Below are 21,205 nucleotides of genomic sequence, written 5' to 3'. Positions count from 1 at the left end.
ATAGGAGGCGATGACGGTTCGGGTATCTCGCGCCTTAGATATGATGGAAAGAACTAGGTAAGGAGATAGGGTAATGAGCGAAGAACGTCAGGTATTTGCGGTGGTAGTGGCTTATAACCGCGCTAAACTGCTTCGCGAATGTTTGGACGCAATCGCTGCGCAGACCAGACCAGTCCAGCGGGTAATTGTGGTTGATAACGCCTCAACCGATGACTCTGCAAGCCTTGCTCAGCAGCACCCGGTAGTAGACCGGGTAATCGAACTTTCAGAAAATACCGGTGGCGCGGGCGGATTTTGTGCCGGAATCGCGCACGCCCTGGCCTATAAAGAGCTGGAAAATCACGATTTTATTTGGATTATGGATGACGACACCATTCCTACACTCGATGCGTTAGCGCAGCTGCTCGAGGCCGGTCAGCGTTATCCTGGCTCTCCAGCGCTACTAGCCTCGCAGGCACAGTGGATCGACGGTAGCGAGCATCCCATGAATGCCCATAGGGAAAGACCGCTAATATCACCCGACCGCAAAAGGATTGCCCGGCGTCTAGGACTGCGCCAAGTGCGCGCCGCCTCCTTCGTATCAATACTGGTAGAGGTGGCACAGGTGCGCAAGATTGGACTGCCGATTGCCGATTACTTTATCTGGAATGATGATCTCGAATACACCGCCCGGCTGCTGAAAAATCGTATCGGATTGTACGTACCTGCCTCGGTGGTAGTGCACAAAACTCGCGCGGCCGCCTCCGCCACTGATGACCCGGGGGATCGCTTTTATTACGAGACGCGCAATAAAATTTGGTTCCTTTTGCGTTCACGCGGACTGCTCACCATGGATCGGGTCCTTTATGGAGGTTCCATGTTGGTGCGCTGGTTCCGGATGTGGCTGGTCAGTGAACACAAGAAAAAAATGTTGCGCCTGGGAGTAAAAGGGGTGGCCGACGGGGTGCTATCTGGGCCGCGTCCTAATGAAGAGATATTTTCCGCAGACTCACAAACCGCGAAACTAGTTGCGGCCTGTGAAAATGCTGCCCGGGTGAAAGCGGATAAACAACATGGTTAAAGTGCTTTTTGCGGGCTCATCCGGGGGACACTTAGCCCAGCTATATACTCTTAAACCCTGGTGGGAGCAGCAGCAAACTCTGTGGGTCACTTTTAAAACTCTCGATGCCACCTCGCTTTTAGCTGATCAAAAAGTTATTTGGGCAGAGCATTCGCCTGACCGCAACTTTTGGGACGTGTTCCGTTCCCTGCGTTTAGCCTGGAAGCTTTTACGTTCTGCTCGCCCCGAACTAGTGGTATCTGCAGGTGCCTCCCTGGGGACGGTTTTCATTGCCCTAGCGCGGCTAATGAAGATTCCCACTATCTATATTGAGGTTTTCGACCGCATCGAGATCCCCTCCCTATCAGGTAGAATCTGTTACCGCCTGGCAGATCGCTTCGCAGTGCAATGGCCTGAACAGCTGAAACTTTATCCGCGCGCCACGGTGATCGGACCGCTACTATGAGTAAAACCGTCAGTATGAGCGAAAACAATAACCGGGAACTGCAAGCCGACTACCTGTTTATGGTGGGCACCCACCATATGCCTTTTGATCGTTTAATCCAGATGGCGGATCGTTTCGCTCGCGAAAATCCGGACGCTGCGGTGCTGGTGCAATACGGTACTTCCCAACCTCCGAAAGAGGCGAACGGGCGCGAGAATCTCAGCCACCAAGAGATGGATGCCCTGGCCGGGAAACTCAAAGGTGTGGTTTTACCGGGCGGGCCTTCGCTAATGATGGAATGGCTGCGGCGCGGTTTTCTGCCGGTGATCGTACCTCGCGACCCAGAACTGGGCGAACACATCGACGTTCATCAAATCCGGTTCTCTAACTTTATGCACGAGCGCTCCCTAATCGTCCTCGCCAACGATTATGAGCAGGTCAAAGCAGCTCTAGCAGATCCCCAACCGGTATCTGCAGCCCAGTTAGACAAGATTGACAGTGCCAGTGCAGTTAGAGCCTTCGGAAAACTGGCTTCGTCGCTGCTGGCAGATTAATTTTTAGGGTTAACACGGTAGGATTAAAAAAGCTAGAAACGAGCATAAAACAAGGAGAGGCCACGTGAATACGGATTTAGTGATTGTTGGATCCGGATTATTCGGTCTGACAATGGCAGAACGAGTCGCCAACGACTTAGGGCGGCGGGTCACCATCGTTGAAAAACGCGATCACATCGGCGGTAACGCCTACTCTTACCGCGACCCGGAAACCGGTATTGAGATCCATAAATACGGGGCGCACCTGTTTCACACTTCCAATGAACGCGTGTGGGAATATGTCAACCGCTTCACCGCTTTCACCGACTATGTACACCACGTGTATACCAATGTCGGGGGCGAAGTTTTCCCCATGCCAGTTAACCTGGGAACTATCAACCAATTTTTTCGCTCGGCCTATTCTCCGGATGAGGCTCGCCAGCTAATCGCCTCCCAAGCCAGTGCTATCCGGGGCGAGGACGCAGAACAGAATTTTCGAACCAAAGGGATTTCTCTGGTGGGAGAGCCACTGTTTAAAGCGTTTTTTGAAGGTTATACCGCGAAGCAATGGCAAACCGATCCGCGGGATCTTTCGGCGGCCATCGTTTCCCGGCTTCCGGTGCGTTACAACTATGACAACCGCTATTTTTCCGATAAATACGAGGGGCTTCCCCAAGATGGCTACGCCGCGTGGCTGGAGAAAATGGCAGATAATGACCGCATCGATGTGAAACTATCCACCGACTTTTTTGATTCCTCCCAACCCTTCAACCGCGATGCCTGCATCGGGCAGGTACCGGTGGTCTATACCGGTCCGGTAGATCGCTTCTTCGATTACCGCTACGGCGAACTGGGATGGCGCACCCTGGACTTCGATTGGGAAACCGTGTCTACCGGCGACTTCCAAGGTACTTCGGTGATGAACTACGGGGATCGCGATGTTCCCTACACCCGGATTATTGAGTTCCGTCATTTTCATCCCGAACGGGACTATCAAAATGAAAAAACCGTGATTGCCCGGGAATATTCGCGCACCGCTGGCAGGGACGATGAACCTTACTATCCGATAAACACTGCCCGGGACCGAGAGCAGCTACTAGAGTATCGCGCCTTACGGGATAAGCTGCCCCACACCCTCTTTGGGGGGCGGCTCGGCTCCTACAAGTATTTCGATATGCATATGGCAATCGCTTCCGCACTTTCTCGCTATGACAACGTGGTTAAACCCTTTTTCACCGGGCAGAAAACGGATGGGGAATAATTGGTGAGTAGCAGTACAGATTTTATTCGGCCGGGTACTTCCCGCGGTTTATTCGAAGTTTTCCGGAAACAATACCTGCTGCAACTGCTGGTACATAAAGAACTGCGGGTACGTTACCGAGGATCGATTCTGGGGATGCTTTGGTCCTATGCCAAGCCCGCCACCCAGTTCCTGGTGTTTTATTTCGCCATCGGAGTGTTCATGGGGATGAACCGGAACATTACCAACTACGTGGTTTATATGTTCGCCGGAGTGGTGGCAGTCAACTATTTTTCGGAAATCTTCGGTAACTGTACGCGTTCGCTGGTACAAAACCAGGATTTGGTGAAAAAGATCTATTTGCCCCGGCAGCTTTTCCCGGTTTCCTCTGTGTGGGTAGCGTTCGTGCACTTTGTCCCGCAAGTGGTGATTTTGATTATTGGGAGCCTGATTTTCGGGTGGCGACCGGGATTGAGAAATTTGGCAGCGGTGCTGCTAGCGGTGGTTATCCTTACGATCTTCAGTTTGGGGATCGGGCTGCTGGGTGGGGCTTTTAACGTACTCTATCGGGATGCCGAGAATTTTGTAGATTTGATTTTGATGGTTGCTACCTGGGCTTCGCCGGTGCTTTACAAATGGTCCATGGTTTACCATGTGCTGGGAGACCTGCAGGGAGGCTGGCTGTGGTATGCCTATCAACTGAACCCCCTAACTACAGTGGTAGAACTTTTCCATTACGGCTTTTGGATACCGACCGCGGGCGTAGCCGAGGGTTTCCCGGACAACTTTTCGGTAATCGTAGTGGCTTCCACGGTGATTTCAATCCTCTTGTTGCTGATAGGCGATAAAGTTTTCCGCCACTATGATGGGCGTTTCGCCCAGGAGCTGTAAAAGTATGGCCAATAAAAGCGCAAGGATCGATCCCGAATTAGCTAGCGCGGATACCGTGATTACCGCACAAGACGTGGTTAAAGACTTCACTATCCGCAACACCCACACTTTGAAAGATATGTTGGTCTGGTCGTTGACTGGCAGACGCGGACAAATGCGCGACCAATTCCGCGCCCTCGATCATGTTTCTTTCAATATTTCTGCTGGGGAAACCGTGGGCTTGTTGGGTTTCAACGGATCCGGAAAATCAACCATGTTGAAGCTAATCTCCGGGGTAATGCAGCCCTCGGGAGGTGCCGTAGGGGTACGGGGGAAAGTTGCTGGCCTAATCGAGGTCGGAGCCGGATTCCACCCCGATTTAACCGGCAGAGAAAACATTTTCTTAAACGGTGCCATCCTGGGGATGACCCGCGAAGAAATCGAAACCCATTTTGATGAAATCGTGAATTTTTCCGAGATTCACGAATTCCTAGATACGGAAGTCAAATTTTATTCTTCCGGCATGTTCCTGCGGCTAGCCTTTTCGGTGGCGGTCCACACTGACCCAGATATATTTTTGATTGATGAAATTTTGGCGGTAGGGGATGAGCCTTTCCAAAAGAAGTGTCTGCACCGAATTTCGGAGCTATCCGAGGCGGGGAAATCGCTGGTAATCGTTAGCCACGACCTGGATCTAATGGGACGTTTTTGTGAGCGCGGAATCGTGCTGAAGAAGGGGAAAAAGGTGCTAGACGGGCCCATCGCCGATGCCGTCAAGTTGATGCGTTCCTAGATTTTCCCCATATTCTTGCTGTTTTCGCGAGGATGCTTCCTCCTTCCTGACAACTCCGCCCTCCGGTTTCGTGTTTAGGGGTGCTAAATCTGTGCTTTTTATCGGCGCTGGAGGGTGTTTTTGCTCGCTTGTTTGCCTTTTACCTGACCGAATCACCCTCCGGCGACAGAAGTACCCTCCGGCGACAACTTCGCCCTCCAGGGACGGGATTACCTTCCAGAAACGACTTCACGTTAGCTAACAGCAGGCACTCCCTCACAGTAGGTACCTCTCCTATAGGTACTAGGCAGCAAACAAGAATCACGCTGGGGCGGGCGCTTACGCTATGATTAGGGGCAGTGAAACTCTTACCTATTTGCTCGCGCCCCCTCGGTGCGGGCAATTTTTTCTATATGCCCTTACCCCTGGGTGAGGCATAGATAAGGAGAAGTTCTTATGCAGCAGGCCTCCTCGGATCTGGCCTTAATCGTGCTGGAGGACGGGTTTATCGCGAAAGGCAAAGCCTGGGGCAAGCGGGGACGCGCCCTGGGAGAAGTGGTATTCGCGACCGGAATGACCGGATATCAGGAAACTTTGACCGATCCGTCATATCACCGCCAGATAGTTATCCAAACCGCTCCCCATATTGGCAACACGGGAGTTAACGAGACAGATCCAGAATCAGGACGAGTCTGGGTGGCTGGATATGTGGTCCGTGATGCCGCTCGGCGGGCTTCCAATTGGCGCTCCACTGGCGACCTGGGAGACCTCTTAAAATCCCAGGACGTAGTAGGTATTTGCGAAGTAGATACCCGCGCCCTCACCTTGCATTTGCGGGAAGCAGGCGCCATGCGCGGCGGGATTTTTTCCGGTGATGCCCTCCCGGCGGGGGCTGCCTATCTTGATGACGCTACCCGCGACCTTTTGGTGTCAGTGGTGCGCGACCAGCCGGTGATGGCGGGCGCGGCGCTGGCCGCTGACGTGAGTACCCCGGAAAAATACGTGGTAGAGCCCGCGGGCGAATATGAGGGTAAAGCCCCCCTAGCGGTGGTGGCTGCCCTAGATTTGGGGATTAAAGCCCGCACTCCCGAACAGATGGCGCTGCGCGGAATCCAGGTGCATGTGTTCCCGCAGCACTCTAGCTTTGCAGACATCATGCAGGTGAACCCCGATGGGGTGTTTTTCTCTAATGGACCGGGTGACCCGGCCTCAGCAGACCACGAAGTAGCTTTGGCGAGGGCGGTGCTCGACGCGGGTATTCCTTTCTTTGGAATCTGTTTCGGTAACCAAATCTTGGGGCGGGCTCTCGGGTACGGCACCTATAAACTCGCCTACGGTCACCGCGGGGTAAATCAACCGGTGGTAGACCGCGAAAGCGGAAAAGTGCAGATCACTGCCCATAACCACGGTTTCGCGGTAGACGCTCCCGCGGAACACCCTTCGGTGGCACCCTTCGATGGGGGACGCTACGGGCGAGTAGAAGTATCTCACCTGGCGCTAAACGATGGGGTAGTGGAAGGCTTGCGCGCCCTGGACCTGCCAGCTTTCAGCGTCCAGTACCATCCCGAGGCGGCGGCCGGTCCCCACGATGCCCAATATCTATTCGATAAGTTCCTTAAAACCATGCAGGAAACGAAGGAAAAACATGCCACGCAGAACTGATCTGAAATCTGTCCTAGTTATTGGTTCCGGGCCGATCCAAATCGGCCAGGCCTGCGAGTTCGACTATTCCGGGAGTCAGGCCTGCCGCGTCCTCAAAGCGGAAGGGCTGCGAGTTATTTTGGTTAACTCCAACCCGGCAACCATTATGACCGATGCGCAAATGGCGGACGCCACCTATATTGAGCCAATAACCCCGCAGGTAGTGGCCTCGATTATTGAAAAGGAACGCCCCGACGCTCTGCTGCCGACTTTGGGTGGGCAGACCGCGCTCAACACCGCGATTGCTCTCAGCCAAGATGGCACTTTGGAAAAATACCAGGTGGAGCTAATCGGTGCCAGCGCCCAGGCGATTAACGCGGGCGAGGATCGTGAAGAGTTCAAAAAGGTAGTACACCGTTGCGGCGCGGAAGTGGCGCGTTCTTTTATCGCCCATAACCTGGCAGATTGCCGGAAAGCCGCCGAACAGCTGGGATATCCGCTGGTAGTGCGCCCGTCCTTCACCATGGGAGGTATGGGTTCCGGGATTGCCTATAACGAACAGGATCTGATTCGCATCGCCGGAGGCGGCATGGCCGATTCCATCACCTCCGAAGTGCTGCTGGAAGAATCGATTCTGGGCTGGAAAGAATACGAACTAGAGCTGATGCGCGACAAGGCGGATAACGTGGTCGTGGTTTGCTCTATCGAAAATGTTGATCCGGTGGGGGTGCATACCGGTGATTCCATTACGGTGGCGCCAGCGCTCACTCTAACCGACCGGGAGCTGCAGAATCTACGCGATATTGGGATTAATGTGATCCGGGAAGTAGGCGTGGATACCGGCGGCTGTAATATCCAGTTCGCGGTTCATCCCGATAACGGCCGGGTAGTAGTCATCGAGATGAACCCCCGGGTGTCTCGCTCCTCGGCGCTGGCGTCGAAAGCTACCGGTTTCCCGATTGCGAAACTGGCCGCAAAACTGGCGCTCGGTTACACCCTCGACGAGATTCCCAACGATATTACCGGTTCGACTCCGGCCTCCTTCGAGCCCACTTTGGACTATGTGGTCGTCAAAGTGCCTCGGTTTGCCTTCGAGAAGTTCCCGGCGGCCGATCCCACGTTGACCACCGCTATGAAGTCGGTGGGCGAAGCGATGGCGCTGGGGCGAAACTTTACCGAAGCCCTGCAAAAAGCCCTGATTTCCCTGGATAAAGCGGGCACTTACTTCCGCTGGGACACTCCGCTTGCTTCTTCGAAAGAGGAGCTATTAGAGCAGGTCAAGACCCCTACCGAGAAACGTCTAATCCAAGTGATGGATGCGATTAGGGTGGGCGCGAGCCTGGAAGAACTGTATGAGGCTACCAAGATTGACCGCTGGTTCCTAGACCAGCTGTTCTTGCTGAACGAAGTGGCGGTAAAGATTCGGGAAGCGGAAGCGCTGACCCCGGATCTACTGGTAGAAGCCAAACGTCATGGTTTCTCAGATCTGCAGATTGGGCAGATTCGCAGTGTATCCGATCAGGTAGTGAGGGAGGTGCGCAAGGCCTTCGGGATTCGTCCGGTCTATAAAACAGTCGACACCTGTGCCGGGGAATTCCCCGCCCAAACCCCCTACTACTACTCCACTTATGACCTGACCAGCGAAGTTAAACCGCGTCAGCGTCCGGCGGTGATTATTTTGGGGTCGGGGCCGAACCGGATCGGGCAGGGGATAGAGTTCGATTATTCCTGTGTACACGCCACCCAGGAACTGCAATCCGACTTTGACACCGTAATGGTTAACTGCAACCCGGAAACCGTTTCCACTGACTACGACATTTCTTCGCGTCTATATTTCGAGCCCCTCACTTTTGAGCACGTGATGGAAGTTTACGAGGCAGAATGCGCGGCTGGCCCGGTGGCGGGGATGATTGTGCAGCTCGGCGGGCAAACCCCGCTTTCTTTGGCCGCGCGGTTGAAAGCCGCCGGGGTGCCGATTGTGGGTACTCCTCCGAGCGCAATTGACGCCGCCGAGGACCGGGAACTCTTTGGCCGAGTACTCGATGAGGCGGGGCTGCCCGCTCCCGCGCACGGAACTGCCACCACCCCCGAGCAAGCCTTTGAGCAGGCAGAAAAAGTCGGGTATCCGGTTTTAGTGCGTCCTTCTTTCGTTTTGGGAGGACGAGGAATGGAGATCCTCTATTCGCGTGAGGAACTCGACTCCTACCTGCATCGCTATAACCTATCTGATCCCACGGTGATGACCGGGCCGCTACTGATTGATCGTTTCCTAGATGATGCCATCGAGATTGACGTGGATGCCCTCTACGACGGTCAAGAACTGTTCCTCGGTGGGGTAATGGAGCATATTGAAGAGGCCGGAATCCATTCCGGCGATTCTTCTTGCGTGCTGCCCCCCATCACTCTCTCGGATGCGGTTATTGCCCATATCCGCACTTCGACTGAAAAAATCGCGGCCGGAGTAGGGGTGCGCGGCCTCATTAATATTCAATATGCCCTGGTCAGCGGGGTGCTGTATGTGATTGAAGCTAATCCGCGGGCTTCGCGGACGGTACCCTTCGTAGCGAAAGCTACCGGAGTGCCCCTAGCGAGGGCGGCTGCCCTAGTAATGATGGGGTCTTCGATTGCGGAGCTAAAAGAGCGCGGTTATCTGCCGGCAGATGATTCCGATTTCGCTACCCCGGGACGACCGATTGCAGTTAAAGAAGCAGTGCTACCGTTTAAGCGTTTCCGGGACAAGAATGGCCGGATCGTGGATACAGTCCTAGGTCCGGAGATGCGCTCTACCGGGGAAGTCATGGGGTATGACCGCGATTTCCCCACCGCCTTTGCCAAGAGCCAAACCGCGGCCTATGGGAATTTGCCTACTGCCGGCACCGTGTTTGTTTCTGTATCTGACCAGGATAAACGATCCTTAGCTTTACCGGTGTCCCGGTTATTTGACTTGGGATTCTCCATCATGGCTACCTCGGGAACCGCCGCTTTGCTGCGCCGCTACGGGATTCCGATCACCGAAGTGCGCAAAGCCAGTCAAGGACGCGGCCCGGACGGAGAACAAACCGTAGTCGATATGATTCGCGCCGGACTAATCGACATGGTAATCAACACTCCCGGCACTTCCGGGGCGCGGGTAGACGGCTACGAAATCCGCACTGCCACTACGGCTGCCGACAAACCGATTATCACCACCATGTCCCAATTCCAAGCTGCGGTGCAGGCAATTGAAGCTACCCGCGACCGCTCCTATGGGGTTTGTTCACTGCAAGAATACGACAAAGCTAAATAGTCATGTTCTTAATGCTTGCTGCCACCATCGGGCTGGCGATCGGTCTGGTAGTGGGGGCGCTGGGCGCGGGCGGGGGAATGCTTTTTATCCCGGTGCTGGTATATTTACTCCACTTTTCCCCCCACGAGGCGGCGGCTGCCTCCCTATTTATTGTGGGGCTCACCGCCCTGGTCTCCCTAGTTCCGCACGCACGTTCGGGCAATGTGCAGTGGAGGAGGGGATTAATCTTCGCGGCCTTTAGCGCTGCCGGATCCGTCGGTGGTTCTCGCCTCAACGCGCTCACCCCCGGTCACTACCTGATGCTACTTTTTGCGCTGCTAGCGGCGGCGGTGGCAATTGCTATGGCTCGGCAAGGGCTCGTGGCCAGGCGTCAATATCACGATAAAATCCGTAAACTTTTGCAGGAGGACGCCGGGGAGATTTCCTCGCATACTCTAAGCACTCGCGGGCAGGATGTTTCCCCGGTGGCCGAGCCGGGGAAAGTAAACAAGACAAAGCCCCTAGGCCCGGTCACCAAGGCATTATTCAAATGGGTACTGGCGGCGCTTTGCACCGGTTTCTTAACCGGATTCTTTGGGGTAGGTGGCGGCTTTGCGGTGGTGCCGGCACTGGTGATTTTCCTGCATCTTAATATGCGGCAAGCAGCGGCTACCTCGCTATTGATTATGGTGATTTCTTGTGCGTCTTCGCTACTAGCGCGGATAGGGATGCCTCTCAACATCGACCTGGTAGTGGTGACGGTGTTTGCGATTGCCTCGATGGTGGGAGGAGCGCTGGGCCCCATCCTTACTCGCCGGGTAAAAGAATACCGTTTAACCTTAGGGTTTGCGTGCTTGTTGGCAGGGGTGGCGACAGTCACCGGCACGGCGCAGATTCTGTCCTGGTAGTTGCCCTGAAATTGTTAGATCCCCATAGCGTAAAAACTGGTGCTGGCGCCAGAAAAATTTCTGGCGCCAGCACCAGTTAGCAGAATTGTCTGTTTCAGTGAGGGCTACTTGTTTTTCAGAGCTGCTAGCCGGGCTTCAATCTCTGCGGAGGAACCGGATTTTTCCAGTTCCGCGAACTGATTCTCTAGTGATTCAGAAGCCAACTCGGCGCGGCCTGCCGCCAGGGCTTCCTGCTTGCGGATTTTCTCCTCGAAACGGTTAAGTTCGCTGGTGGGGTCCGCTAAGTTAAACTTTTGGGCGGTTTCTTGTACCTGGTTTTGGGCTTCGGCAGTCTTTTGCCGTGCCACCAGCTGGTCGCGCTTAACTTTAAGATCCTCTAGTTTGGTCTTCATCCCGGCCAGGCCAAGCTTTAGCTGCTCCGCCATATCCTTTTGGGAAACCACCAGCGGTTCTTGCGCCTTCACCTGCTCCTCAAAATCAATCTGCTTACCTAAAGCCAGACGGGCCAGATTATCAAGACGATCTGCCTCCGCAGTATCCCCGCTAGTGCGTGCCTCTTCCGCCTTCTTTGACGCTAGAGCGGCTTTTTCACCCCACTGGGAGGCGGCAGCACGATCATCTTCTAAATCTTTTTCTGCCAGCCGCACGTTCCCCACGGTCTGGGCAACTGCGCTTTCAGCTTCATGAATCGAGTTGGTATAGTCCCGAATCATCTGGTCAAGCATCTTTCCCGGATCTTCTGCCCGGTCTAGGAGTGCATTGATATTAGCTTTCGCCATATTGGTAATTCGTCCCAGAATCGTTTGCTTCTCTGCCATGGTTCCTCCTAGTGAATCAGTATCTTTAACTGGTAATTTTACCGGAAAATTGCGCGTTTCGCCGGTTAAAACTTTCCGCCGAAGCCGCCGCTTCCGCCGCCGAAGCCTCCCCCAAAACCGCCACTACTGCCGCCCCAGCTTGAGCCGCGAGACATGCCACCGCCGTTTAGAATCCCCCCGAGAATCATTCCGGTTAAAAAGTCGTTACCGCCACCTCCCGGCCGGCTGCCCCAATCATCGCGGCGCTCATTGTAGTCCGCCCGCGCGCTTTCACGGGCTTGATCTGCAGCTTCTCCCGCCAACTCTGCCAGCTTTATTCCGGTATCGCCTTTGGCGTCCCGTGCCTGCTGGTAGAGGGAGTTGGCACGCGCAAGATACTGGCGCGCATCCAAACCTACCGCTCCCCGGTGGCTAGAAACGTAGCTATTTGCACTATCAATCCTTCTTTGGGCACTGTCTAAAGCCGTCTGTAATCTCGCCGCGGCCTTCTGTTTTTGCTCACTGTCTTGACGGTAGGGTGCCAGCGCCTGATCCAAATCTGCTTCCGCCTGAGCAATCGCAGACAGCGCCGCCAGGGGATCACCTTGCCCATCTCGGGCTTTCAGACAGTTATTAATCTCGGCCTGCGCTTTACTACTGAGCGTTTGAAAAACCGACTTATCCTGCAATTTCAGTCGTTTTACATCGTCGAGGTCAGAAGAAATAGAGGTTACTGCCGCCAGCAGCGACTGCTGCAAGTTCGCCAATTGTCCCTCGGCCTCAGAAACTTCTTTTATCAACGCCCGTGCTTGGGCAATTGCTCGCTCCGCGGTTTGCACCTGTACTTTTTGGGCAGGTGAGCTGGACTCACTTTGCAGCGGTTGCAAAGTTTCCCGCGCGGCTCCCAAAAGGTTTCTGATCTGCTCGGGAGCATCGTCTAGAGAAGTTAGTACTGCCTGCGGGTGGGTTTTATGTAGCGCCGCGATAATGGCAGGAAGCTGATCTGCCTGGGTTTCTAACTCTGAAATCAGCGCTAGCTGGTTCTTAATCCGCGCCGGCAAAGAATCTAAAGATTCGCGTAAACTTGCCAATTTCTCTGCCTGCTGCTTCAACAATTCGACGCAGCGTTTAGCCTCAGCAGATACCGCTTGCGCCTGCTGAGATTTTTCGATACCCGCCAGGGAATCTAAACTCGCCAACTTTTCCATAGCGCTGTCTCGTGCCTGGCTAGCCTGCGCTAGCACCTGGGCGTATTCCTCGGTTTGTGCCGTTCCTAGCTGCATCTTCGCGAACTCTAGTTCTTCTTTCGCACCCCGAATGGCATCGTCAGCGGCCAACACATCTGATCCAGCTTGCTCCACAATTTGCTTATCCGCCTCTGCCTGCCTGGTTTTTATTTGAGTGCGGGTCTTCTTCTGTTTACGGACGAAAGCAATAATCCCGATTCCTATCCCGACCACCGCTAAGACTTGGACTATGAGCCAAAACCAGCCACCCGTCCTCGTAGAATCCCTCTCGCTTACCGCATCGTCCCGATCGGAGGAGGAAGCGGCGCTGGCAGCAAAAACTTTAACTGCCTGGTCCCATTGCTCCTGGGAAAGTAGGGGCTCTATTCCTTGAACAATCTCGCTTTGCCTGCCGGCGCTAAAGCTGACACCGGCACTGGGGCAAATATAGTAGGCACGTTCCTTTACCGCGATCGCTAGCAGCACGCTCTGGCTGTTCCCCGCGCCCTGATTCCGGCTCTTAACGCACCATTGCTGCGCGCTTAGGGGCGCGAAATTATCGGTGAGGGCGACATAGAGCTGGTAGTCCCCACTAGAGGCTTCAGTGAGCGCCTGCTGTGCCGACCCCGAATTCTCCAGATAACCACTGGGGTCAGATAGTTGCTTATCAAAACTTGCCGCAGGCGGAGCGGCAAGGGCTGGGCTCGCTGGTACTACCACGAAAATCATTCCCAGCAGCAGTGCGAAAAATAATGCCAATAACCGTTTGCGGAATCGAGCTAAGCACATGCCTTTAATCTTATCGGCTTCAGGACCAGCGGGCTTCTCGAAGCGCAAAAATTTGGCTGTTAGACGAGGCTTCGAGCCTCCGTCCTGGTAACTTCGCTCCGCTGACTCCGCCCTGCTAATTCTTTCCTGCTAGCTTCGTTTCGCCACATCATTTTCGGCCAGACGCAAAGCCTGCTCAGTTTGCTGCTGCGCGCGTTGCAACAGTCGCAAAGCCTCTTGAGTATCGAGGCTACCGGGGCGGTCGAGGCGAGTTAGGGTGCGATTCGCCAAGTCAAGCATGGTGCGAGCGGCTATCCCCACTTTCGCGGTATGAACCCCGATATAGTCGTCAACGGCTGCCATCAAAATCGCTACCTGCTCACTAAGCGGCTCAACTTTTTCTGCAAAGGTCAAAGCGGCCTCAACTTTTGCGGCTGCTTGTAAAGCGGCTTCTTCTGCACGGGCTTGCCGCACGATCTTACGGGCCTGCAACAACAAGTTCTCAGTGCGTACGGTAGCTTTCAGGACTTCATTTTCCTGTCCGCCGCGATCCATAGTCTTAGCATCTTCGATTAGGTTCTGAGCTCGAGAAAGTAGCTTATGGGCCCCCATTACATCGCCGCCAATACGCGCGGCCTTTTGGGGCTCAACTTTTTGGATACGCTCCACTATCAGACGGCACCTGACCAGTTCTTCCCGGCAGGAAACAATTTCTCGCTCGAAGCGAGCAATAATCTCGTTCAACGGGGTTTGCTGATGATACAGATTTGTAAAGTGGGTGATCTGATCGCGCAGTTCCCGCAACGGCTCGGGCAGATTCCCGGCTACGATCTGCTGATCGATAGGACGGGACTGCAACTGGGCGGTAGCGAACTCCGCAAATGCGGCGCGAACACTGTCTTGAGCGCGAACGAGTGCCAAAGCAAAAGGTTGAGTTACGGTCTTGCCTACCCGCTGTTGGGCTAATGCCAGTTTGCTGGCTCCTTTGCGCGCCCAAGAATCTGCCTGGCGAAGTATTTTTGTAAAATCGGGTTGTGGTTGTGGTTCTTCCCGCTGGGCGGTTTCCGGCGGGGCAGTCGGGGTTTTGTCCACCACCCTAGCTTCCGGAACGGTTTGCGCCGCAAGCTGCGAGGGGACCGGTTCTCGAGAGGGTAGCTGCGAGGGGGCAGGGGAGACTGGCGCTGGGGAGTAGGCCGGTTGCGGCTGTTCCTGCGCAGGAGCTTGCCGTACGGAGGGCGCTACGCTTGGTGGTTCTTGCCTGGTTAGTGGCGAAGATACCGGTCGGGCTGTCCCTGGCGAAACCTGTCCCGGTACCTGCGGGATTGCCTGCGGAGATATCGGAGGCAGGGAGTATTTATTCAGATTGTCAACGGCGGGCGCCATTTGCGGGAGCGTAGGCGAAGCTGTCCGCTGCTGCTCGGCTGGTGCGCCGGTAGCTCTAGCGCCTGCATCGGTCGTTGCCGCGTTGGGAATAGCTGGGGCGGGAGTACTTACGCTAGGAGTAGCCGTGGCCTGCCTCTTTGCCTGTTCTTCCCGGAAACGGTCGGCTGCGTGGGCGCGAGCCCTAGCTCGAGCAATCTCGTCACGACGCTCTTGGCCATATTCCTTGATCCGCGCGGCAGAAGTAACCTGGGTGTCATCATCGTTGGCTTGCGGAGGCAAATAGGTGGTTTGGCCGGGACGCAGCACAGAACTATGCCCCCGAGGTTCCGAGGTGCTAACCGTTGCAGGCTGCGCGGGCGAGCTCGCAGTAGTCGCGGTATCAGCCGTTTTCGCCAAGGGAGAGACTGCCGGTGCCTGCGCGGGAATCCCCACGGGAGAACTTTGCGGCTGAGGACTAAAGGCTGCCGGTTTCGGCGTCCGCAGAGGCGCTGGCTGTTGCGGCTGCGGTACCGACACCGGTTGCTCGGGCTGTGCCGGCTGTATCGGCTGGGCAGGTTGTGCCCCAGACACGGGCTGTGCCAGCTGGGCCTCAGACACGGGCTGGGCCGGAGTCTGCGGTAGTGTCTGCGGTTGGGGTTGCGGCTGGGGACTAAAGGCTGCCGGTTGTGATGGCGGTACCGGCGCGCCCGGCTGCGGCTGGGAACTTGGAGCCGGAACCTGGTGGGCAGGGCTCGCAACAGTACTCGCGGTCGCATGCGAGCTGGAGCGGGCCAAAGCAATCTGATCCAGTTCCGCTAGCGAAGGAACTTTTCCGCCGGCTGCCGGAGCGGGGGAGCCGTCAGGAATACCAGTAGGAGTAGCGGGAACTATGTCCGGTAGGTCTGCCTTCGGAGTCTGAACGCCAGCGAGGCCGGGGGTCGCCGCCGGGGTGGCGGGCCGGGCAGTAGCGGTAGGCGCCTCGGGGGCCGGAGCCGAGGTTGCTGCGGTTTCTAAGCTTTCAAGGCCAGTGGGGGCAAAGTCTGGTTTATCGACCTGTTTCTGCCGTGATTTCGATTTAGCTTTTGGTTTTTCTTTCCGTTTAAATCGCAAGCGGAACTTGCCTTTAGTGGGCTTCTCTTCCTCGTCTGACCGTTTATCTTCTTTAGCGGGAGCCAAAATCGGCTCTTCTTCACTTACTAAAGTCTCGGAGTCTGGGGTAGCGGATGACCCTGTAGCTAACGCGGCGGACACCGGACTTGCCGATTCCTCTAGGGCGGCCTCATCTTTGGTCTTTTCTTCGATCCGATCTTGGGCTTGCCTGCGTGCCCGAAGTACCCGAGAAATCACGATAATCACCACGATTAGCGCAATCAGGAAAGCAATCATTGCCCAAGGGGCGACCGCCATTCCCGATCCCATTTCCGGAGCTTTCGCTGAGAGCGCATCCAGATAAGCTAGCACTGCCTCGGGATATTTTTGCTGATTGAGCAGGGGTACCATTTTTTCGGAGGCAATCGCAGATAATTCTTCCTGGGAGAGTTTTGCGGCATTATCTGCAGAAGCCAAATACATAGTCTGATTAGGGTTATCAGCCACTATCGAGAGCATATAGGAGCCTTGGGGAGCACCTGATTTTTGTAGCGCCATCAAGTTCCAATTGCTGACGGTGTCATTGGAATACTCCGAGGGGAACGCCACATAAACGTGCAATCCCGAACGATCCAAAGAGGCTAACCGTTCTTTTACCTTGTCGGCCTGGCTCCCGAGCTTGTCGCCGGGGTCATATACATGATCGGAAATCTTCGGCGGTTCCTCAGCATTTGCAATATTGCCAGTAATTGCGAAACTAGTAAAAAGTGCAGCTAGAAGCACTATTACTAGTAATCCGGTTCTCTTTAAGACTCTCACGTAAGTTTCTCCCTAACTAATGGGGATCGCCCGGAGCGGATTAAATCCCCACTTTGCATTATCATATGCAAAGAAGTGGGTTATATGTTGGCTCATGTAACCTAGATTTAGAAAAAGTAGGGGAGAAATCAGTGCCAACCGGAAAAGTTAAGTGGTTTGATGCCGAAAAAGGGTTCGGGTTTATCACCGCAGAGGACGGCTCGCAGGTGTTCTTACACGCCAGCGTATTACCTGCTGACACTAAACCTCCCTCGGCGGGAACGCGAGTAGAGTTTTCAGTTGCTGACTCGCGACGCGGTCCCCAAGCCCTATCGGTAAAGATCTTGCAGCGAACGCCCTCGGTAGCAAAAAATTTGCGGCGTAAACCCAAGGCGATGGTGCCGGTAGTTGAAGACCTGATTAAGTTATTGGACGCTTCCTCCGGGCATTTGCGTCATGGACGCTACCCGGATAACGGCGCGAAAATCGCGCAGCTGCTACGGGCAGTTGCCGATGATTTCGATGCTTAACGGTGGCGGTGAAAACAAGAAAGACACAGATGAGTGAAACTACCCGACGTAAAGCGGGGAAAGTAGATTCGGTACTAGCTAGCGCAGTTGATATTGCTCGCGAAGGGCTTGCCCCCATAGCGAAACCGTCAGAAATTGGTGAACATTTGGGTGCCACTAGTGAGGGCGAACGTCTGGTTAGCCACAGTTTCGAATGTTTAAAGCCCGGTTATCGCGGCTGGCATTGGGTGGCGGTTCTGGCGCGGGTGCCGCGCGGACGCAAAGCCACGGTTTGTGAAATCGACCTGTTACCTGGCGAGGACGCCCTGCTGGCGCGCCCTTGGGTGCCTTGGGCAGAACGGTTGCGTCCTCAAGATGTAAAACGTGAGGACGTGTTGCCTTACGTTCCCGATGACGACCGCCTAGATCAGTCCTATGCGGACACCAATCCCGAAGATTTAGATCGGCGCACTCTAGAAGAGCTGGGACTAGGACGTCCCCGAGTACTGTCGGCTTGCGGTCGCGCCCAGGCTGCCAAGCGCTGGTATAACTCCGAACAAGGTCCGGCGCGGCGAGGAATGACCCGCAAGAAACTCCCGGAAAACACCTGTTCTACCTGTGGTTTCTTTCTGAAGGTAGCGGGTAGTATGCGCACCATGTTCGGGGTGTGTACCAATGAATGGTCGGTCGATGATGGCCGGGTGGTTTCTATGGATCACACCTGTGGCTCCCATTCGGAAACCGACGTCAAAGTGGATACTTCCCCCTGGCAACCCACGCCCGCACGCCTGAATGAGTTCGACGTAGAACAGGTGGAAATTTAGGGGAGTTGAGACTCTGGCTAGGGGCTGGGGATCGTGTGCGCTGCCTAGACGATCTGGCTAGGGGCTGGGGGCTTTATGAGGGCTAGGGAATCTAGCTAGAGCGACTTTGGTTGCGGCGTAGGCAATCTGTCTGAAATTTGCAACTAAGTCGCAGATAGCGGTCAAGATTGGAAAAACCCTGGGAATATTCCGATAATGAGCCTGTAAGTAACTTCTATGCCCCTGGTGGCGGATTGGACAGTTATCTTGTCTTCTCAAGATACGGCGACAAAGTCGGATAGTTTCCTAGATCGTTTCTTTAAAATCTCGGAAAGGGGCTCCACCGTCGGGCGGGAAGTCCGCGGTGGCCTGGTCACTTTCTTTGCGATGGCCTATATTTTGGTGGTTAACGCCGCGATTTTAGGGGTGGCTGCTCCCAAAGATATTAGCCAATCTGCCATCGCTGCCGGCACTGCCTTGGTGGCCTGCGTGATGACTCTGCTTATGGGGATAGTCGCGAATTTCCCGCTGGCTTTGGCCTCCGGTATGGGGCTAAATGCCGTGGTAGCTTTTACTTTGGCGAACCCTGAGGCTTTAGGGCTCAGCTACCAGGAAGCGATGGGGCTGATCTTTTGGGAGGGCGTGGCCATCACCATCCTGGTGCTGACCGGATTTAGGGAGGCCGTGTTCAAAGCGGTCCCTGCCCAATTAAAAACCGCGATCAGCGTAGGTATTGGTCTGTTTATCGCGTTTGTAGGTCTGATCAATGCCGGGATTATTCGTCCCGGTGGCACTCCGGTACAGCTGGGTGAGAATGGCTCCCTGGTGGGCTGGCCAGCGCTAGTGTTCTGTGTCGGTCTGCTGGTGATCGTGGTGCTCTATATCCGCAAGGTGCAAGGCGCGATTCTTATCGGGATCGTGGGTGCCACGGTTTTGTCTTTTATTGTGCAAGCTTTTGCCCATTTAGGTTCGCGCGCTGCCGATGAAAAGGCGGTATCCGCCTGGGCTTCTAACGTGCCGCAGCTGAAAGGCTCCCCGGTTTCCCTGCCCGATTTTTCCAGTATCGGCGCGGTTGATTTCTTTGGCGCCTTCACCAATCCCCACACCACTGCGGTGGGGGTAGTGCTGCTGATTTTCTCGCTGATGCTGGCGGACTTCTTCGACACTATGGGAACTATGGTGGCGGTAGGTGCGGGGGCGCACCTGCTCGACGAGAACGGCAATCCGCCGAAGACTCGCGAAATCCTGCTGATTGACTCGCTTTCGGCAATGGCCGGCGGCCTGGGCGGCGTTTCCTCTAACACTTCCTTCGTGGAGTCGACCTCCGGGGTTGGTGAGGGCGCGCGCACCGGTTTGGCTTCGGTAGTTACCGGTCTACTGTTTGGGGTTTCTATGTTTATCGCCCCGGTAGTGGATCTGGTGCCCGCCGAGGCGGCCTCCACCGCCCTGGTGTTCGTAGGCTTCCTAATGATGGTGAATGTGCGCGATATCGAATGGACGCGCGCCGACGTGGCGATTCCCGCCTTCATGACCATTATGATGATGCCGTTCGCCTATTCGATTACCGTCGGGATCGGCTTCGGTTTCATCACCTACGTGATCGTAAAGATCGCTTCTGGGCGGATTTCGCGGATCCACCCCCTCATGTGGGTAGTTTCGATCCTGTTTGTAATCTACTTCTGCCTCGGGCCCATCCAATCCCTACTGTCGTAAAGGGTCTGGAATTTAAATAGTCCGTGGGAGCGGTCAGCTGCTGCTCCCACGGACTATTTGTTTTATAAGAGTACTTTCGGGGCTAATGCCCGAATTGTGTGTCTTTTTCCGGGCGTGTTGGGGTGATTTAGTGCTGCCTAGCGGGCGCAGTTAGCTGCCGCAGCTGCTAGAGGCGGTCGATTACATAGTCTAGGCAAGCGGTCAGCGCCTGGGTATCGGCGACTTCCACATTGGGGAAGCAGGCCACCCGGATCTGGTTTCGCCCCAAAGCGCGGTAAGGATCAATATCCACGATCCCATTAGCGCGCAGCTGGGCGATCACCTGACTGGCATCAATATCGTGGAAATCAATCGTCACCACTACCGGGGACTGTTCTTCCGGGTTGGCTACATAGGGGGAGGCGTCCGGGTGGGAACGCGCCCAGTCATATAGCACTGCCGAGGACGCGCGGGTGCGTTTTTCCATCGCCTCCAGGCCGCCTTTTTCCAGCATCCACCGCACCTGGTCTTCCCATAAAATCAAGGTGGCAATCGCCGGAGTGTTTAAGGTCTGGTTTTTAACCGAGTTCTTCAGCGCCACCGAAAAATCTAGTATTGGTGGAATCCAGCGGCCTGCACCCGGGTCGGCTTTGATTTCTTGCGCCCGTTCCTGCGCGGCGGGGGAGGCCAGCGCCACCCACAGCCCGCCCTCGGCGGCGAAACATTTTTGCCCCGAGAAGTAATAGACGTCGGTTTGCGAAATATCGACCTGCACGCCGCCCGCGACAGAAGTCGCGTCTACCAGGTTTAATCCTCCCTCAATGCGCTTTACTGGGCTGATGGCGCCGGTGGAGGTTTCATGTGCGGGATAGCAATAGGTGTCGATTCCCTCTTGCCCGCCGCGCAAAAGCGCGATTTCGCTGGCGGTTTCTCGGCCCTGCGCCCTCGCCGATACCCCTCCGAGCTCTATTGCCGGGTCTTTAAGGTGCGGAGCCCCGCTGACGGTTTCCGCAAACTTAGCGCCGAAGGAACCGAAAACGGCGTGCGCGGAACGCTCCCTAATTAAAGAGGATGCCGCTACCGCCCAAAAAGTGGTGGCGCCGCCGTTACCCAGCACCACCTCGTATCCGTCCGGGAGGGCAAATAATTCTTTTAGCCCCCCGCGCAGCGAACCCACCAGGTCCTTAACCGGAGCCTGCCGGTGCGAGGTGCCGGGCAAGTCGCTGGCGGCAACTTTCGCAAGGGCAGTTTTTCTTATTGAGCTGGGTCCAGACCCAAATTTTTTATTTTTGGGCAATAATTCTGGGGGAATGTTAACGAAGTTCTCCATAGGGAAAACCTTACTCTAGGTGCATAAATCGGTGCGAATCTGTTTCGGGCCTCCTCTGGAAATGCTGGCAAGGCCAATAAATCGCGGGCGACCGAGTTAGCCTAAGAAGTGATAAGCG

General features: G+C 55.2%; 16 protein-coding genes. 12 read left to right on the top strand and 4 right to left on the bottom strand.

What is annotated here, in order from left to right:
* Positions 1-73: 73 nt before the first annotated feature.
* From AC1EKS_RS07990 to AC1EKS_RS07950, 9 genes are all read left to right on the top strand, one after another.
* Positions 74-1,060: a glycosyltransferase family 2 protein gene (locus AC1EKS_RS07990; RefSeq protein ID WP_481009287.1), complete on the top strand. Its 987-nt coding sequence runs from the start codon at positions 74-76 to the stop codon at positions 1,058-1,060.
* Positions 1,053-1,505 carry a PssD/Cps14F family polysaccharide biosynthesis glycosyltransferase gene (gene pssD / locus AC1EKS_RS07985; protein ID WP_481009286.1) on the top strand — a complete coding sequence of 151 codons (453 nt, stop codon included), beginning with the start codon at positions 1,053-1,055 and terminating at the stop codon, positions 1,503-1,505. Before AC1EKS_RS07990 ends, pssD begins: the two co-directional genes overlap by 8 nt.
* Positions 1,506-1,519: 14 nt before the next feature.
* The gene (locus AC1EKS_RS07980; protein ID WP_481009285.1) at positions 1,520-2,038 is read left to right on the top strand and encodes a hypothetical protein; all 519 of its coding nucleotides are present in this window, start codon (positions 1,520-1,522) and stop codon (positions 2,036-2,038) included.
* A gap of 64 nt (positions 2,039-2,102) precedes the next feature.
* Positions 2,103-3,278 (top strand): UDP-galactopyranose mutase, encoded by a 1,176-nt coding sequence (gene glf / locus AC1EKS_RS07975; RefSeq protein ID WP_481009284.1) that lies wholly within the window; start codon positions 2,103-2,105, stop codon positions 3,276-3,278.
* 3 nt (positions 3,279-3,281) lie between these two features.
* Positions 3,282-4,148 carry an ABC transporter permease gene (locus AC1EKS_RS07970; RefSeq protein ID WP_481009283.1) on the top strand — a complete coding sequence of 289 codons (867 nt, stop codon included), beginning with the start codon at positions 3,282-3,284 and terminating at the stop codon, positions 4,146-4,148.
* A 4-nt stretch (positions 4,149-4,152) separates the two neighbouring features.
* Positions 4,153-4,920: an ABC transporter ATP-binding protein gene (locus tag AC1EKS_RS07965; protein ID WP_481009282.1), complete on the top strand. Its 768-nt coding sequence runs from the start codon at positions 4,153-4,155 to the stop codon at positions 4,918-4,920.
* Between the two features lie 435 nt (positions 4,921-5,355).
* The gene (gene carA / locus AC1EKS_RS07960; RefSeq protein WP_481009281.1) at positions 5,356-6,561 is read left to right on the top strand and encodes a glutamine-hydrolyzing carbamoyl-phosphate synthase small subunit; all 1,206 of its coding nucleotides are present in this window, start codon (positions 5,356-5,358) and stop codon (positions 6,559-6,561) included.
* Positions 6,545-9,826 carry a carbamoyl-phosphate synthase large subunit gene (gene carB / locus AC1EKS_RS07955; protein WP_481009280.1) on the top strand — a complete coding sequence of 1,094 codons (3,282 nt, stop codon included), beginning with the start codon at positions 6,545-6,547 and terminating at the stop codon, positions 9,824-9,826. The genes carA and carB overlap by 17 nt, the downstream gene beginning before the upstream one ends.
* 2 nt (positions 9,827-9,828) lie before the next feature.
* Positions 9,829-10,713: a sulfite exporter TauE/SafE family protein gene (locus AC1EKS_RS07950; protein WP_481009279.1), complete on the top strand. Its 885-nt coding sequence runs from the start codon at positions 9,829-9,831 to the stop codon at positions 10,711-10,713.
* Positions 10,714-10,817: 104 nt separating this feature from the next.
* Here the strand turns inward: AC1EKS_RS07950 and AC1EKS_RS07945 are convergent, their stop codons facing one another.
* From AC1EKS_RS07945 to AC1EKS_RS07935, 3 genes are all read right to left on the bottom strand, one after another.
* On the bottom strand, positions 10,818-11,531 hold the full coding sequence (locus AC1EKS_RS07945; RefSeq protein WP_481009278.1) for a PspA/IM30 family protein: 714 nt from the start codon (positions 11,529-11,531) through the stop codon (positions 10,818-10,820).
* Between the two features lie 65 nt (positions 11,532-11,596).
* Entirely contained in the window at positions 11,597-13,525 is a 1,929-nt protein-coding gene (locus AC1EKS_RS07940) for a TPM domain-containing protein (RefSeq protein WP_481009277.1), read from the bottom strand.
* Positions 13,526-13,654: 129 nt separating this feature from the next.
* Entirely contained in the window at positions 13,655-16,774 is a 3,120-nt protein-coding gene (locus AC1EKS_RS07935) for a hypothetical protein (RefSeq protein WP_481009276.1), read from the bottom strand.
* Positions 16,775-16,905: 131 nt separating this feature from the next.
* Here AC1EKS_RS07935 and AC1EKS_RS07930 point away from each other — a divergent pair, with 131 nt between their 5' ends.
* The 3 genes from AC1EKS_RS07930 (at position 16,906) to AC1EKS_RS07920 (ending at position 19,778) form a co-directional block, all read left to right on the top strand.
* A complete protein-coding gene (locus AC1EKS_RS07930; RefSeq protein WP_481009275.1) occupies positions 16,906-17,283 on the top strand; it encodes a cold-shock protein in 378 nt (125 codons plus the stop codon).
* A gap of 29 nt (positions 17,284-17,312) precedes the next feature.
* Positions 17,313-18,086, top strand: coding sequence for a DUF3027 domain-containing protein (locus tag AC1EKS_RS07925; protein ID WP_481009274.1), 774 nt, complete (start codon positions 17,313-17,315; stop codon positions 18,084-18,086).
* Positions 18,087-18,332: 246 nt separating this feature from the next.
* Positions 18,333-19,778, top strand: coding sequence for an NCS2 family permease (locus tag AC1EKS_RS07920; RefSeq protein ID WP_481010358.1), 1,446 nt, complete (start codon positions 18,333-18,335; stop codon positions 19,776-19,778).
* A 166-nt stretch (positions 19,779-19,944) separates the two neighbouring features.
* On the opposite strand, the gene serC is transcribed toward AC1EKS_RS07920, so the two are convergent.
* Complete coding sequence (serC, locus tag AC1EKS_RS07915) at positions 19,945-21,087, bottom strand: phosphoserine transaminase (protein ID WP_481009518.1); 1,143 nt, start codon at positions 21,085-21,087, stop codon at positions 19,945-19,947.
* Between the last annotated feature and the right edge of the window lie 118 nt (positions 21,088-21,205).

Source organism: Varibaculum sp. C0165D1 (assembly GCF_056590355.1).
The sequence above is the reverse complement of the archived record's forward strand: the minus strand, read 5'-3'. Positions and strand labels throughout refer to the sequence as shown.